This is a genomic window from Gracilibacillus phocaeensis (assembly GCF_900626275.1).
Taxonomy (GTDB): domain Bacteria; phylum Bacillota; class Bacilli; order Bacillales; family Amphibacillaceae; genus Gracilibacillus; species Gracilibacillus timonensis.
The window spans coordinates 154,700-170,727 of record NZ_LR131141.1; the positions used below are offsets into that span (position 1 = coordinate 154,700).

Sequence of the window (16,028 nt, forward strand, 5' to 3'; positions counted from 1 at the left end):
AGATAGTTAGAAAGAGATAAATGTAGTAATTAAGAGAATATGCCATAATAAGTACGTACAGTCTAAACTTTACGAAAAAAACATTTGAAATCAGCTGAATTTAATGTTTGAATTGAATGGGTAAAATGTTATATAGTATTACAGTAAGCGAAAGCCTATTGACCTGATGAAAGTTAGTGATTGATCGATTCTAGTTTAAAATAAGTAAATATTTTGGGGAACTGATCGAAAAGCACTGAGCCAAATGACATGATATTTGAACGTTCAATTGTCTAGGCGGTGGCAGTACTGCTTCACAACTAGCCGTTATATCAGGCTTAAACAATGACCGACAGAGAAATAGAAAAATGAGAGAGGTGAGTGATATGGCGGTTATCGAAGTAGACAAACTAACCAAAGTGTTTGGGAAACACAAACAGCGAAAACAAGCACTGCAGCTTTTAAGTAAAGGAAAATCAAAAGCAGAGATTTTAAAAGAAACTGGTTGTACCGTTGGGGTTAATCAGGCTTCTTTTTCGGTAGAAGCTGGAGAAACTTTTGTAATCATGGGGTTATCCGGGAGTGGTAAATCCACCCTTGTCCGTATGCTGAACCGTTTAATTGATGCTACTTCAGGTGAAGTTAAGTTGGAAAATGAGAATGTGACAAGCATGAACAAGGAACAGCTTCGAGACATGCGCAGGAAAAGAATGAGTATGGTCTTCCAGAATTTCGCCTTACTTCCACACAAAACGATTTTACGTAATACCGAGTTTGGCCTGGAGGTTCAAGGAATTGATAAAGAAAATCGCCAGGAAAAGGCACGTGAAGCATTGAAGTTAGTTGGTTTGGGGGATTATTTAGATAAATACCCAAATGAACTTTCTGGTGGTATGCAGCAGCGTGTTGGCTTGGCTCGAGCATTAGCTAATGATCCAGACATCCTATTAATGGATGAGGCCTTCAGTGCGCTTGACCCGTTAATTCGTAAAGACATGCAGGATGAATTAATGGATTTACAGGAATCCGTACAGAAGACGATTATCTTTATCACACACGATTTGGATGAAGCACTTCGAATTGGTGACAGGATTGCGTTAATGAAAGATGGAAGTATCGTGCAAATCGGCACAGCAGAGGAAATCCTGATGAATCCCGCGAACGATTATGTAGAACGTTTCGTGGAGGATGTCGACCTTTCCAAGGTACTTACGGCAAACCATATTATGAAACGGGCAGAAACCGTAGTATCGGACAAAGGGCCGAAAGTGGCTCTAAGGTTAATGAAAGAAAATGGCGTATCAACGATTTATGTCGTGGACAAAAAAAGAAAATTCCTTGGATATATCACAGCAGATCAAGCAGACGCTGCAGATAAAGAAGGAAAACAGATTACGGATGTCATGGTAACGGATGTTCCAACCATCACACCAGATACATTACTGACCGATTCCTTTGAACCGATGGCCGATCAAAAAGCGCCACTTTCTGTGATTGACGAAGATGGCAGATTGGTTGGTATTGTCGTAAGAGGCTCTGTTATCGGTGCACTTGCGGGTAATGATCAAGTGCTAAACGGAAACGGGGAGGTGAAGGCAGATGGATAAGTCAGAAGGTGCAATATTTCCAAAGTTGCCTTTAGATAGGTTTATAGAAAAGGTTGAAGATTTCTTAACCGATCATTTATCTGGTTTTTTTGATGTTATTACAAACGTTATTGAATTTATTACAGAGAACTTCGTTTTGCTATTAGAAATGATACCGGCAATTGCCCTAATTATTATTGTTGCCTTATTAGCATGGTGGGTTGTCAATTGGAAAATAGGGGTATTTGCATTACTTGGATTAGGATTAATAAACAATCTAGGTTATTGGCCGGAGACATTGGAAACCGTGTCACTGGTCATCGTTTCGGTGGTTATATCGATGATTATTGGGATACCCATTGGTATTTGGATGTCACAAAAAAGTCTTGTTCAATCGATTATTACACCCATTTTGGATTTTATGCAGACCATGCCTGCCTTTGTTTACTTAATTCCGGCAGTGGTATTCTTCAGCCTTGGTATGGTTCCAGGTGTTGTAGCTACAATTATCTTCTCGATGCCGCCAACGGTAAGAATGACTAATCTTGGTATTAGACAAGTTAATGGAGAATTGATTGAAGCGGCAGATGCCTTTGGTTCAACAACGTGGCAAAGGTTAGGAAAGGTACAATTACCACTTGCCACGCCAACGATTATGGCAGGTATTAACCAAACCATTATGTTATCCTTATCCATGGTTGTTATTGCTTCGATGGTAGGGGCTCCTGGACTTGGTGTAGTTGTATACCGGGCTGTTACACAGGTTAATATCGGACCTGGATTTGAAGGCGGACTTTCATTAGTTATCTTAGCGATGCTGTTGGACCGCTTTACACAAGGATTTAACAGGAAGAAATAGCTAGTTAATAGATTTTAGGGGTTCATCCCCCAAAATCTTAACTATATATTAAATTTTAAAAAAGGGGGACTTCTTAATGATTAAGAATGTCAAATTATTTGGTTTTATCGCAGTGCTTGCGCTGGTTATGTTATTAGCAGCCTGTGGCGGCAGTGGTGATGAAGAAGATGCAGGTTCAGGGGACAATGGAGATACGGACAATGGTAGTGAAAGTGCAGACGGCGCAGAGCTTGGTGAAACGGATCTTACCGTTCCATATGTTGCTTGGGCAGGTGCGCTTGCACGTACACCGTTGTTGAAGCAAGTACTTGAGGAAGTTGGCTATACGGTGGAAGATACACAGGTAGAAGCAGGAGCGATGTGGTCAAGTGTTGCAAGTGGTGACGCGGCGTTTATGACGGCATCTTGGCTGCCAGCAACACACGCGTCTTATTGGGAAGAATACGAAGATGATGTGGAAGTTGTTGGGGAATTTGTTGCCCAAGCCCCACTAGCTTTAACAGTTCCTTCTTACATGGAAGATGTAAACTCCATTGAAGACCTTCAAGGCAATGAAGAGTTAGGTGAGTCTGTTGACTGGACGATTACTGGTATTGACTCTGGTGCAGGTATTATGCAGAACACAGAAACTGCTATCGAAGAATATGGCTTAGATAATTGGGAGCTTCTTGCTAGTTCTGAAGCGGCTATGCTTTCTGAATTACAATCAAAAATGGACAATGAAGAGCCAATTATTGTACCACTTTGGGAGCCACACTGGGCTTTCGCTGAATTGGATCTAAAAATGCTAGAAGATCCACAAGAAATTTATGGTGGTGATGGTGACCGTATTGAAGCAGTAGCAAATAAAACTTTCCAAGAAGATTCACCTGCAGCGTATGAAGTAGTTCAACGTTTTACAGAAGATTATAATGGTGAAATCGAGAATGATTTACTTGTAGCTATTAATGGTGGCGAAAGCGAAGAAGATGCCGCAAGCCAATTCCTTGAAGAGAATCCAGATCTTCTTGAAAAATGGACAGAAGGCTTAGGCGAATAATTCGCTAAAACACCAGCTTATCTGGTAATAGTAACTTCCCTTTAAGTAGACAGATAGTTTACTTGAAGGGGAGTTTTTTGTATGATAGAAAAATATATAAGAAAATTTTCCTCTGAACAAATGGGAGTCTCGATAAATTGAATGATATAAAGTAGTCGGACCTTCTATTCCATGTAGTAAAGTTGAGTGTTTGTCGGTGCTAGGAAGTGCTGCGGAAGAGCTTGGTGCACTATTCATATCTCAAAGCGATTTAACATCAGCAGTTAATGACTAATTTGATTTATCCGTAGAGCAACGATCGGGTTTAAGTCTGTTTTTTCTGCTGTCTATGGTTCTTGAATGCCACCCATGAAGTCTTTAAAGAAGAATAGGTTCCGATAGCCGCACCCCCATAAAACGCCCCCATAAACACTCCTGCCCACAAATCATGACGATGACTAATAAAGATGGAAATAATAAAGCCTAATATGCTTGCAACCGTAGGATAAAATTGCCTTGGAATGGGAAATACTTTGATACACTGTGTCAAGATGATGATGACAGGGACGGCAATCGTACCATCCCATATGTTAGTATGAATTGTTGGAAATTCGATTAGTATCACCTCATTTTTGTTTGTTTTCCAATACAATCGCTTGTGCCTTACTTTGCTGCGCAGCTTCCTTAGTAGTTGTAACAAGTTGTAGGATCTCTATACAGCATTTTTGCGTGCCAATAACTAATAATGGTTCACCAAGTGGGTTCAGGTGGAGTCCCCTAGCTAGCATCATCCCGCCTATTGACATCACAAAAGGAACGGTAGGAGAAGTATTAGAAAGAATAAAATTCTCCTGTATCGCATGTTTTTCTTGAAAAATGACTGCTAAATGTTCGAGTGCAGGTACTACGTATTTATTGTTTTGTCTACCAATACCTTATTATGAAGAAAATGCAAAATTATATACCAAATATTTCATTTATACAAAAATGTATAATATTTATCAAAAACAGCAAATGTGTTGTATTTATTATTCGAAAAATGTTATATTTTATAGTATATATTTTGGGGAAGGGGATGTATTCAATTGAATACTGCATATTTGGACTTATTAGCAGAAAAGTACGATAGTGAAGAAAAAGTTGTCACAGAAATTATTAACTTGGAAGCAATCCTCAATCTGCCAAAGGGGACAGAACATTTTGTCAGTGATTTGCATGGGGAGTTTCAAGCCTTTCAACATGTGCTCAGAAATGGGTCAGGTAAAGTAAGGGAGAAAATCCATGACATTTACAAGGACACATTATCCGAGGATGAAATATCCGAATTTGCCACGTTGGTTTATTATCCGGAAGATAAATTGACATTAATTAAAAATAATACAACAGAAAAACGAGAGTTGGATGAATGGTATACCAAACAAATTCATCAATTGATTCACTTAATTGCCTATGCATCCTCGAAATATACACGTTCCAAATTGCGAAAAGCCTTGCCAAAGCAATTTGTTTACGTGATTGAAGAGCTGTTATATAAAAGTGATGAGTATATGAATAAAAAAACGTATTACCAAAAGATTGTGCAGCAGGTCATTTCATTAAATCAAGCGGACAAGTTGATTACCGGACTTGCTTATACGACACAGCGCCTAGTAGTGGATCATTTGCATGTAGTTGGAGATATTTATGACCGTGGACCAGAACCAGATAAAATTATGGATGCCTTAATTAATCATCACTCCATTGATATTCAATGGGGAAATCATGATGTGCTATGGATTGGAGCTTATGCGGGATCTAAGGTTTGCTTAGCCAATATTTTACGTATTTGTGCGCGGTATGATAATTTGGATATAATCGAGGATGCCTATGGAATCAATTTGCGTCCCCTACTTAATTTAGCGGAAAGGTATTATGGTGATAATCCATCTTTTCGTCCAAAGAAATCACCAGGTCAAAGCCTTTCCACAGAAGAAGAAATCCAAATTACCAAAATGCATCAAGCGATCGCTATGATTCAATTTAAGTTAGAAAGTCCAATTATTAAACGGCGTCCATTTTTTAACATGGACGAAAGACTTGTATTAGAAAAGGTGAATTATGAACAGCAAACGATCACCTTGTATGGAGACACCTACTCTCTAGAAGATACCTGCTTTGCTACTGTTAACCCTGAGCAGCCTGATCAATTACTCCCGGAAGAGGAAGAAGTGATTGAAAAATTACTTTTTGCCGTACAGCAATCCGAAAAGCTTAGTCGTCATATGCGTTTTTTAATGAAAAAAGGGAATCTCTATTTGCGTTATAATGGCAATCTGCTTATACATGGCTGTATCCCAGTGGATCAAGATGGTAATATGGAAAAAATGGAGATTGAAGGCGAACAATACCAGGGACGTGATCTGCTAGACCAATTTGAATATTATTTACGTCAAGCCTTTGCCAACAAAGAATTTGCTGATGATTTGGCTACTGATATGGTGTGGTATTTATGGACAGGAGAATTCTCCTCACTGTTTGGCAAGCGAGCAATGACCACCTTTGAACGATATTTTATAAAAGATAAAGCAGCCCATAAAGAAAAAAAGAATCCATATTATTTTTTACGTGAAAGTAAAGAAATATGCTGTAATATCTTAGCAGAATTTGATCTCGATCCTGAACAAGGACATATTATTAATGGACATACCCCAGTAAAAGAAATTGAAGGAGAAGACCCAATCAAAGCAGATGGGAAAATGATCGTTATTGATGGAGGATTTTCCAAAGTATATCAGTCTACCACCGGTATTGCTGGATATACATTGTTGTATAATTCTTATGGCATGCAATTAGTGGCGCATCAACATTTTAATTCAAAACAAGAGGTATTGTTAGAAGGTGCAGATGTCTTATCTGTTCGTAGAGTGGTGGATAAGGAATTGGAGCGAAAAAAAGTTCGCGAAACGAATATTGGTCAGCTGTTATTAAAGGAAATAGACCACCTGCAGCAATTAATGACTTATCGTTACTTCAATTGAAAAAGAGGAATTGAAAAATCCTCTTTTTTTATACATAAGTCCCGAACTTCTGTGAAAACTAAACAAGTATCTATTTTACAGGAGGTTATGGAATTGCAAAATCATCAACAAATGTCACAAGGGATGTCTTCGCAGCCAAACATGGGGAGCCAAGCAAATACACGTAATCATAGTGCACATGAAATGATGGATACCCATGAGGTGATTGGCAGTCTTATCGGTATGTTAGAACAATATCAATTGTATGATCAGCATATCCAGGATACCCAATTAAAAAATATACTGCAGCGTCAATCGGCTTTTACGACACAGCTGTATAACACGGTTATTGGTGTATTTCAAACGGGACGCGATCCACAAGTGCCGACACAGGAATATAAAATGCAAGAAAGCAATGAGGTTATCTACGGTTTAAAACCCGGTCAGCCTAAACAACCGAAGCAAACGGTTAATGAGTTGACGGATGAATGTTATTCTTCGTTTATGCTGGGTCAAACTAAAACCGTTGCTACTGGCATGACGACTGCAGCGCTCGAGATGAATCAACCGGTTTTGCGTCGTGTGATTGCAGATAGTATTCCTAATATGTTGGAAATGGCTTATGAGTTATTCTTATACCAAAACAAGCATGGCTATTACCAATTACCAAAACTAAGTGATCAAGATACGCAAATGATGGAACAAGGCTATGCGCCAGCAGGCCAACAAGGTATGCATTAAGGCAAAAAGGAAAAGAAGCTTCCGAAAGGAGCTTCTTTTTTAAAAGAGTTGATCTTAAACGAATGGTGGTACCGATAAGACGGATTATGTTTAGTAGCCCACTTTCCTTAGTGGTGAGTTTGATCGTTTTATCTGTGCAAAGCAAGCGCTGCAGGAAGATGCTGCGCTTTCCGCGGGGCCGGCTTCAGCTAACTTGCAAAAGAAGAGCACTTTTACAAGTGGATCTTCAGCTCGTCCTGCGATGCACAGGACGTGCAAGTGCAGGCGTTGCAACAAATGGGCTTCGGTGGGGCGAGTAATCGCAGTCCCAGGACGTTGCGATTTTAGCCTGTAAACCATTTTCAAGTCTCCGCATATTCCCTCCGCTAGATTGGAGTACTACAATGGTTATCACTGCAAGGAGAAAGCATTCTAGGTACCTAGACACTGTTGTAACAAAAGGAAAAAATCGTCAACTGATTCTTCAACTGTGTAATGGATCATGCTATAAAATGGCTCCTTCATTTTATAAAAGCCATAATGTATGATCGAATCGTTCTCAGAAAAAGGTTATGCGGTTTACTTATTGGCAGAAATATAGTGTCTGGAACACTTCATTCTAGCAGTCATTCGATTGTAGTGCTACTACCCAGCGGAGGAAATAGGTGGAGACTCCTGCGAGAAAAGCGCAGTGTGAAGACCCCGCAGGAAGCGATCTTTGCTGACGAGGAGGCTGAGCCAAGCTCGCGGAAAGCGGAACCTATTTTCGGAGCGTTTCCTAGCACTGACAAACAATCAACTTTACTACATGGAATAATTGAATTAAATACTTAACATAATCCGTCTAATCGGCAGTTCATATCTAATTTCGGGTAGTAATAAAGGGCGGGCGGGTGACCCGGTTTTTTAAAAAAAGTAAGAAATAGATAGTTCTTGATATAATAGGATTTGAAAAAGTTTTAACTTGAACGAATTGGAGTACTGATAAGACAGTAAAACACAGGGCATAAGTTAACAAGCGATTCAAGTAAACTTTGCTTTCGTCTTGTTCCTATACTTGGACACGTCTTCAGCGACACTTCTTTGTTTTTAAAGATAGAATAGGTTAAATAGTCTTTGTAAGATGAAAATCTTTGTTTATAATAGCGTATAGTTTGGCATCCCAATGTTGGTTATCATGATAAATAGCTTTTCGCATGGTACCTTCAAAGGTCATACCGGCTTTTTCCATCACACGAGCAGATCCGATATTGGCGGCAATACATTTGGCTTGAATTCGTTCTAGCTGCATTTCTTCAAAGCCAAAAGCTAGTATGCGCTCCGTAGCTTCTGTTACTAGTCCACTATTCCAATAATCCTCCGCTAAGGCATAACCAATCTCTGCCATGTATTGATCAGGATTCCAACTGACAAAACCAACCGTACCTATGAGCTTATGGTCTTCTTTATGCTCTATTCCCCAAGGTGCGATCAAGGCATTCTCATATTGATATAATGTCATTTCCAGAAATTCTTTTGTATCTGCAAGTGATTGATGTCTTGGCCAGCTCACATACTTTGCCACGTTGGGATTGGAACCATAGGCATGGATATCTTCCAGGTCACCCATTGTGATTTTTCTTAATAACAATCGTTCTGTCGCTAACTGTGGCATGTTACGATAAATATCTTCCGTCTGCAATAAACATCCCTCCTATATTTTTAAATACACTATCATGCTTTATGAAAAAAAGCAACAAGCCCTTGCCACATAGATAGTGTGGCCATAGGGCTTGTTTTGGTTAGTCATCTTGTTTTTCTTCGGTTAATAGCTTGAGGAACTCGGGAGGAAAGACGAGTTCTTCTTCCGCTTGCTTATGGCGTATATGCTCTTCCTCTTTAATTTGATTTACTTCTGCGTTAATACGTTCCATACGCTGATCCAGTTCCCATGCAGATAGGGCAGCATCTCTTAGGTCGTCTTTCAATGCCTGTGGGATCGCCTTATTATATTTATAATATATTTTATGCTCCAGGCTTGCCCAAAAATCCATGGCAATCGTTCTAATCTGAATCTCTGTATACACATCCTCCACCCTGTCAGACATGAAAATGGGGATTTTAATAATCAGATGGAGACTCTTATAGCCATTGTATTTTGGATGTTGAATGTAATCTTTTTGTTCAATTAGCGTGATATCCTTTTGCTGAACCAGCATATCCGCTACTTGATAAATATCGGAAACAAAGGAACAGTTAATGCGAATGCCAGCGATATCGCGAATATTCTCGCGAATAGTTGGCAAATCCATAGGTAGTCCCTTTTTCTTGATTTTAAATAAAATACTTTCTGGTGATTTTACCCTTGATTTGACATGTTCGATTGGGTTGTAATCGTGAATATGCTGAAACTCGTCTTCTAGTATATTAATTTTGGTTGTTAGTTCTTTGATGGCGAAATCATAAGCCATAATAAAACGTAATAACTCTTTTTTCCAATGTTTAATGTCTTCTAGTTCTATGGATTGATAGTCCATCATTAGGTAACTCCTTTATAATAGATGTTATGTCTATTATTAAGGAGTAACAGCAGGAAGTCAAAGAAAAGAATGAGTAAAAACGGTAAAATATATTACACTGTGTCTCCTTTTTTTATTTAAAATTCCTCATAAACAGCTGGGTCTTGGTCGTTTATTCGACCGTTATCGCTAGAGAGTTCAGCAATAGCTTCCATATCTTCATAGTCTAAAGCGAAATCAAATATCGATCGATTATCAATTTGTCTTTGTGGGGAAGTGGATTTTGGAATGGTTATCGTGCCAATCTGATAATGCCAACGTAAAATCACTTGCCCAACAGACTTTTGATACTTATCAGCAATTTGCTGTAAAACAGAATTATTTGTGATATCTTGTGCCCGGTATAATGGGCTCCAAGCTTCTGTCGCTATGTCATGTTCTTCGTGCCATTGACGCTGATCTGCCTGATTAAAGAATGGGTGCAACTCTATCTGATTAATGCTTGGTAAGACACCTGTCTCTTTTTCCAGACGCTCGATATGTTCAGGAAGGAAGTTACTGACTCCGATGGAACGAATCAATCCCCATTTTTTGGCGTCGATTAATGCCTGCCAAGCCCCAATAAACTTGTCTTGTTTAGGATTTGGCCAATGGATCAAGTAAAGATCAAAATAATCCAAGTCAGCACGGAAAAGCGATTCTTGGATAGCGTGTACGGCATCATCATATCCATGAAAGCGGCCGGGTAACTTGGAGGTAATCAATAATTCTGTCCGAGAAATATTACTTTGCTTAATAGCTGCGCCAACCGTTCCTTCATTTTCATAATTGTAAGCAGTATCCAGCAAGCGATAGCCATTATGAATAGCACTTGTAATCGCTTGGGCGCCGTCCATTCCTTTGAGTCCTCCTGTACCAAAGCCGATTACTGGTATATCTAGCCCATCTCTTAACGTTCTTGTCGGTATAACTTCTTGCATGATAGACATCCTCCTTTGTATTATATCTCTTTTCCATATACCACCTTATCCTCTTGTTAAAACACTATATAAGTTGAACTTATAAATGTAACAAAAACGTGTGACAGGAAAGTCTTGCTCGCATTATTTCCTGATAATCCCTCGTTTGATCCATTCGTGTGAATAGATCAAGAGCACCTATCCGATCCATGAGACATGATTTCCTTCAACTTGTATAGATCCAGATCGAATCATTGCAAGATTTGCAAAAACGTGTTAAATTAAACAAATGACTGTTTTAGTCTTATAGTCATAAGAAAGAGGAGATGACATGGATAAACAACAACAAATTATCAATGCTGCTGCCCAATCCTTCTCCCAATATGGTTATAAGGCAACGACGATGGAGCAGGTAGCAAAGATCGCTCAAGTGGGAAAAGGAACGGTATATCTGTACTTTAGTAATAAGGAAAAATTGTTGAAGGAAATTGTCAGATCTTTGGCGGTAGAGATGCGCATGGTGGCAGATCAGCATATTCAAGCAAGTGAAGGGTTTGTTGAGCGTTTTGATACTGCATTATATGCGATTCTGCAATTCAGAGAACAACATGATCTAATGGTAAAGCTCTCATTGGAGCTAAATGATTTTGGCACGCCGATTGTTAAAGAGGTATTGGATTCTTTTGAACAAGAAATTTGTGTTTATATTGCTGACAAAGTCAGGCTAGCAATCGAAAAAGAGGAAATTCGCTCGTGTGATCCAGAGATCACGGCCTTCTTGATGTATAAAATGTATATCAATCTCATTCATGATTGGCAAAAGCACCATTCGCCGATATCGCGTGAAAGAGCGGCTGCTTTAATTCGGTTGTATTTTATTGAGGGGTTACAACCATAATAGCTAATAGGAGTTTCGGAATTTTACGGAGGGAATTGAGAGATGAAAAATGTGTGGAGAATATTTGTGCAAGATTTACGCAATCTTAGGCGTGTGCCGCTGGTTGCGTTACTTTTATTGGGGCTAGCTATTCTGCCTTCCTTATATGCATGGTTTAATTTAGGAGCATCATGGGATCCATATGCCAACACCGAAGATATTAAAGTAGTTATTGTAAATGAGGACGCTGGAGCAGAGTTAGAAGGGGAAGAGGTTAATTTAGGACAAGAACTGGTAAATAATCTAAAGGAAAATGAAAGTCTTGGCTGGGTGTTTGCCGATGAAGAACAAGCTGAGGAAGGGATTCGTCAAGGAGATTATTATGCTGGTATTTTTGTAGGTTCTGATTTTTCGGAGCAATTAGTGAAAATTGTAGATGGAGAACCTGTCCAAACTTCGGTACGCTATCAGGTCAATCAGAAAAAGAATGCGATAGCACCTAAAATGACCTCGGCAGGTGCCTCTACGATTGTGAATATGATTAACGATCAATTTGTGGAAGAGACATCGAATACACTATTCCGGGAGTTCGATAACCTGGGTATCCGAATCGAAGAGGAATTACCAACGATCCGACGCATCGAACATTCTCTTTTTGAATTAGATGACCGAATGCCGGAGATTGTTAATATCGGTCATTTTATTGAAGGAGTAGAGCAGGATTGGGGTAATATTGAGGAACAAATCGATCGCTTTATGGCTATTCAAGATTACTTGCCACAGATTCATGAGGGGGCAGATCAAATCCTGGCACTACAGGAGCAGATTCCGAGAATTTATGAGTTAAGTGGTCCGATTGCTGAAGTGGAGGAAAATATTCCAACGTTAGAAAAGGCGGTTGATGGCTTTAATCAGATTGGCTCTATGTTTGATGAAGCAGAAGAGTTCCTCGATCAATCACAACAGCATATTGCAGACACTCGAGAACAGATGGAGGGTATCGGCAATCAACTGGATAATGTGAACGAGCAAGCCTCCTCCATTGAAGAAAATATAGCGGAATTTCAACAAGTGATTGGTGAGGCAGATTTAACTGCCGCACCATTTATTCAGTCTTTTCAAAGTCAATTGGTACGCATGGATAAAACGATGTCAGACTTACAGACAACCATGCAGAATATAGAAGCTGATGAGAGCGTAAGGGAACATCAACAAGCTGTGCAGCAGAGTCAGCAGGAGATTACCCAGCACATTGTTTATTTACAAAGTAATGCGCAAATATATCAGCGATTATATGATCTATCAGGTGATGAACAAATCGCTGGTTTTATTAACGAGATCGAGGCTGCTCAATCCAGTTTCGAATCGATGGAACAACATGTTAATCAATTGGTCGGGCTGGAGACACTAGACGAGTCGCTGAAGACGGCGTTACAAGCGGATATTGAAACAACGCAGCAGCACACCAATTCTCTTACCAGCTGGCTGGAGACAAATGGGGAAAGCAGTTTAAATGGAGCGTTTAATCAAATGAAAGAAACAGTTGCTTCTGCCGATTTTAATATGGATCAGCTGCATGAAATTCATGACGTGTTACAATCGTTGCTATCCAATGCTGATGGCGTGCTGGAGCAAGCAGATCAAGATATTAACCAGCTGAGAGAAGATATGCCGGCAATAAAGGATCGCTGGCAGGAAATCAATCAGGAAGTCCAACAAACCTTTCCGGTGTTAGTCGATTCGATAGGTACTTTTCAACAGTTTATGGAGAATGATCTGCCAACCGTAGAACAAAAGGTAAACAAATTGGCCGATTTTATTGAACAAGATTTGCCAGGAATAGAACAATCTTATTTAGACACGGTGGATAAAATCGAGGAAAATCTGCCAACGGTGGAGTCAGCTATTCATGAATTAGCGTCATTCAGCAGGGACAGGTTGCCAGAATTACAAAGTCAGGTATCTGAAGCTTCCGATAAGATGCATGAGATAGAAAATAAGGATCAATTGAACCAGCTGATTGCGCTGTTAAGAAATGACTTGGCTGATGAAAATGACTTTTTTGCCAATCCAGTAGAATTAGTGGAGGATGATATCTTTCCTGTGCCAAACTATGGTTCTGCTAACGCACCTTTTTATACGACATTGGCCTTATGGGTCGGAGCGTTGCTTTTATCCAATTTGCTGGCTACAGGTCTACACAAGCAGGACTACAGAGAAGATTACACCTCGCGCCAGATTTACTTTGGCAGAATGATTTTGTTCTTGATTATTGCGATCTTACAGGCTTTGATTGTTAGTATTGGCGACATTACGATCCTGAATGTATACACACAGGAAACGGGTTATTTTATCCTATTTAGTGTGTTGATCGCTATCGTGTTTATGGTGATTGTCTATACTTTTGCCTCAATATTAGGCAATATCGGTAAGGCACTGATGATCGTATTATTAGTATTACAGATATCCAGCGGTGGAGGCACGTTTCCGATTGAAGTTGCTCCGCCATTTTTCCAGGCATTGCATCCGTATATGCCATTCTCTTATGCGATTGATTTAATGCGAGAGGCAGTGGCAGGACTAGTGCCGGAGATTGCTTGGTATAATGTAATGATGTTAGGCATTTTTCTAGTGATTGCTCTTGTCATTGGGGTAGTATTAAAACCATTATTATCCAACCGAATGGAGAAAACGACGGAGAAATCAAAAGAAAGTCGCTTAATTGAATAAGTCCTTTTTCCTTAAGCTATTGGTTTTGATAATGGAAAAGTGTATGATAGAAGTAAAGAAAAGCTTGAGGGGGAGAAGGATGAAATCGAAAATAGCGGTATGGGTGCTATTACTTTCTGCTGTGTTAATAGCTTGTTCAAAAGATGATAACAAAGCAGGGGTAAATCAACCAGTAAAGGAAGCAGAAACACCAGAATTAACAGAGGAAGAAGCATCTGGGGTACTAACAGAGTATCAAATGATGTATCGTGATGTCATATCCGATGCCGAAGAAGATGGGCAACTGACAAACTATTCTTCCACAGAGACCATAAAAGAGGAATTGCTAACTGTCTTAACAGAAAAATATGCCGATACCGTTATATCCGATTTTTTTCAGAAAGAAGACGATATCGTGTCTACGGATCCATTGGAACAACCAGTCTGGCTAGATGAGGAATTGGAGTATAGCTTGGAGCAAATCACAGAGGAAGAATATGCATTAACACAGGAACAAACGGCGTCTTCTAATGACTTGATTCAGGTTACCTATGCGATCAGCTGGGAAGAGGATAAATGGCGGATCAGTGATTTTTACCAGCAAGATGTAGAGGATGAATCAACAACTGTGGAGCAACCTGAAGATAATAGCAACCAAAGTGCTGAGGGTTCTGATAGTGAGGATTCTAATTCATATGAGGCAAACCACTCGGATGAGCCTGCAACGGATGAAACAGTGACAGATGATGAAGAGCAAACAGACCGTTCTGATCAAGATAATGATGAATCAATCAATCAGAATGAACAAGAACATGTGACGGAGGACGATAGTGCACAAATCGAGGATGGTAGCACTATATCTGAAGAAAATGCTCAAAATCTTGTGAAAGAGTACTTGAATATTCCCGATGACAGTGAACTACATGTTGTAGTGGATCACACCGATGAGGAGAATGACACCTATGTAGTACATGTTTTTGAAGTGGTAGAGAATGAGAACGACAGTCATACCGCTACGCTTGGTTGGTATGTTGTCGATAGACAAAATGGCTCTGTCGAGGAAAGTATGTAAAGATCAAGAGAATAGATAGAGAATCTAAAAGGTCACTTTTCTGTGTGTAAAAGAAAAGTGACTTTTTTATATGGTAGAAAAGCATATCATTCTGAGTAATAGGATTTTTGTAAAGAGGTTAACTTGGAACGAGCTCCGTAGTCAGTATCTACTTAGATTAAATAATAAAGAGCCGGGCGTGGAGGGTGCCCGGTTTATCTGATTAGACTTTACGAACAACCTCTTATAGAATGTCATTTTGTTTGATTTTTGAGAATACACCCTCTAAAGACTGATGAAATGAGATGGCTTCTTGAATCTTTTGTTCCATCAATTGTTTATGCTCACCTGATTCAATATCTAAATCCGCTTGTATATCGGCTAAGTTATTAATTTGTTTATTTAAAGAATCTAACCAGCGATTAACATAGGTTTTCATAAATTTTCTATATAAATCCTTTCGAGCTTGATAAAGGTCTTTACGCATCCCTTTTTGCCATACTCTTTCGACTAAATTAAATTCTTGTAGCCGACGGATAGCATAACTCATTGCTGTCTTGCTTTTTCCTAAGTTATCTTTCATTTCATCCAAGGTCATAGGTTCCCCGTTTAAGAAAAGAGTGACAAATAATTGTGCTTCTGTTTTATTTAGCGAGAACATTTCCAAAGTTTTAGAAAACTCAGAAATAACCTGATTGTTGAATCTTTCTAAGCTGTGATCCTCTTCGTTGTATGCCATGGTTTATGACAGCCTCCTTTCTTACTCTATCGTTCCC

14 protein-coding genes are annotated in these 16,028 nt (G+C 39.4%); 8 read left to right on the forward strand and 6 right to left on the reverse strand.

The window, feature by feature from the left end; genetic code table 11:
• Window positions 1-365: 365 nt before the first annotated feature.
• The 3 genes from E0E32_RS01190 to E0E32_RS01200 all read left to right on the forward strand — a co-directional run bounded on the left by E0E32_RS01190 (window position 366) and on the right by E0E32_RS01200 (window position 3,463).
• On the forward strand, window positions 366-1,586 hold the full coding sequence (locus tag E0E32_RS01190) for a quaternary amine ABC transporter ATP-binding protein (RefSeq protein ID WP_066186931.1): 1,221 nt from the start codon (window positions 366-368) through the stop codon (window positions 1,584-1,586).
• Window positions 1,579-2,424, forward strand: a complete 846-nt coding sequence (locus tag E0E32_RS01195; protein WP_066186934.1) for an ABC transporter permease — start codon at window positions 1,579-1,581, stop codon at window positions 2,422-2,424. Before E0E32_RS01190 ends, E0E32_RS01195 begins: the two co-directional genes overlap by 8 nt.
• A gap of 76 nt (window positions 2,425-2,500) precedes the next feature.
• On the forward strand, window positions 2,501-3,463 hold the full coding sequence (locus E0E32_RS01200) for a glycine betaine ABC transporter substrate-binding protein (protein WP_130858717.1): 963 nt from the start codon (window positions 2,501-2,503) through the stop codon (window positions 3,461-3,463).
• Window positions 3,464-3,767: 304 nt separating this feature from the next.
• Here E0E32_RS01200 and E0E32_RS01205 read toward each other — a convergent pair whose 3' ends face one another.
• Window positions 3,768-4,058: a hypothetical protein gene (locus E0E32_RS01205; protein WP_066187392.1), complete on the reverse strand. Its 291-nt coding sequence runs from the start codon at window positions 4,056-4,058 to the stop codon at window positions 3,768-3,770.
• A 10-nt stretch (window positions 4,059-4,068) separates the two neighbouring features.
• Window positions 4,069-4,374: a DUF3189 family protein gene (locus tag E0E32_RS01210; RefSeq protein WP_078059902.1), complete on the reverse strand. Its 306-nt coding sequence runs from the start codon at window positions 4,372-4,374 to the stop codon at window positions 4,069-4,071.
• A 153-nt stretch (window positions 4,375-4,527) separates the two neighbouring features.
• Here E0E32_RS01210 and E0E32_RS01215 point away from each other — a divergent pair, with 153 nt between their 5' ends.
• A complete protein-coding gene (locus E0E32_RS01215; protein WP_066186939.1) occupies window positions 4,528-6,459 on the forward strand; it encodes a fructose-bisphosphatase class III in 1,932 nt (643 codons plus the stop codon).
• A 51-nt stretch (window positions 6,460-6,510) separates the two neighbouring features.
• Window positions 6,511-7,179, forward strand: coding sequence for a spore coat protein (locus E0E32_RS01220; protein ID WP_350308611.1), 669 nt, complete (start codon window positions 6,511-6,513; stop codon window positions 7,177-7,179).
• A 1,084-nt stretch (window positions 7,180-8,263) separates the two neighbouring features.
• On the opposite strand, the gene E0E32_RS01225 is transcribed toward E0E32_RS01220, so the two are convergent.
• The 3 genes from E0E32_RS01225 to E0E32_RS01235 form a co-directional block, all read right to left on the reverse strand.
• Window positions 8,264-8,839, reverse strand: coding sequence for a GNAT family N-acetyltransferase (locus E0E32_RS01225; RefSeq protein ID WP_130858719.1), 576 nt, complete (start codon window positions 8,837-8,839; stop codon window positions 8,264-8,266).
• A gap of 100 nt (window positions 8,840-8,939) precedes the next feature.
• A complete protein-coding gene (locus E0E32_RS01230) occupies window positions 8,940-9,674 on the reverse strand; it encodes a GTP pyrophosphokinase (RefSeq protein ID WP_130858838.1) in 735 nt (244 codons plus the stop codon).
• A gap of 119 nt (window positions 9,675-9,793) precedes the next feature.
• Window positions 9,794-10,636 (reverse strand): aldo/keto reductase, encoded by an 843-nt coding sequence (locus E0E32_RS01235; RefSeq protein WP_066186954.1) that lies wholly within the window; start codon window positions 10,634-10,636, stop codon window positions 9,794-9,796.
• A 310-nt stretch (window positions 10,637-10,946) separates the two neighbouring features.
• On the opposite strand from E0E32_RS01235, the gene E0E32_RS01240 reads away from it, so the two are divergent.
• From E0E32_RS01240 to E0E32_RS01250, 3 genes are all read left to right on the forward strand, one after another.
• On the forward strand, window positions 10,947-11,513 hold the full coding sequence (locus E0E32_RS01240) for a TetR/AcrR family transcriptional regulator (RefSeq protein ID WP_130858720.1): 567 nt from the start codon (window positions 10,947-10,949) through the stop codon (window positions 11,511-11,513).
• Window positions 11,514-11,555: 42 nt separating this feature from the next.
• Entirely contained in the window at window positions 11,556-14,222 is a 2,667-nt protein-coding gene (locus E0E32_RS01245) for a YhgE/Pip domain-containing protein (protein ID WP_130858721.1), read from the forward strand.
• Window positions 14,223-14,301: 79 nt separating this feature from the next.
• On the forward strand, window positions 14,302-15,273 hold the full coding sequence (locus E0E32_RS01250) for a hypothetical protein (RefSeq protein ID WP_130858722.1): 972 nt from the start codon (window positions 14,302-14,304) through the stop codon (window positions 15,271-15,273).
• A gap of 223 nt (window positions 15,274-15,496) precedes the next feature.
• Here the strand turns inward: E0E32_RS01250 and E0E32_RS01255 are convergent, their stop codons facing one another.
• Complete coding sequence (locus tag E0E32_RS01255) at window positions 15,497-15,991, reverse strand: GbsR/MarR family transcriptional regulator (protein WP_066186966.1); 495 nt, start codon at window positions 15,989-15,991, stop codon at window positions 15,497-15,499.
• Window positions 15,992-16,028: the final 37 nt, after the last annotated feature.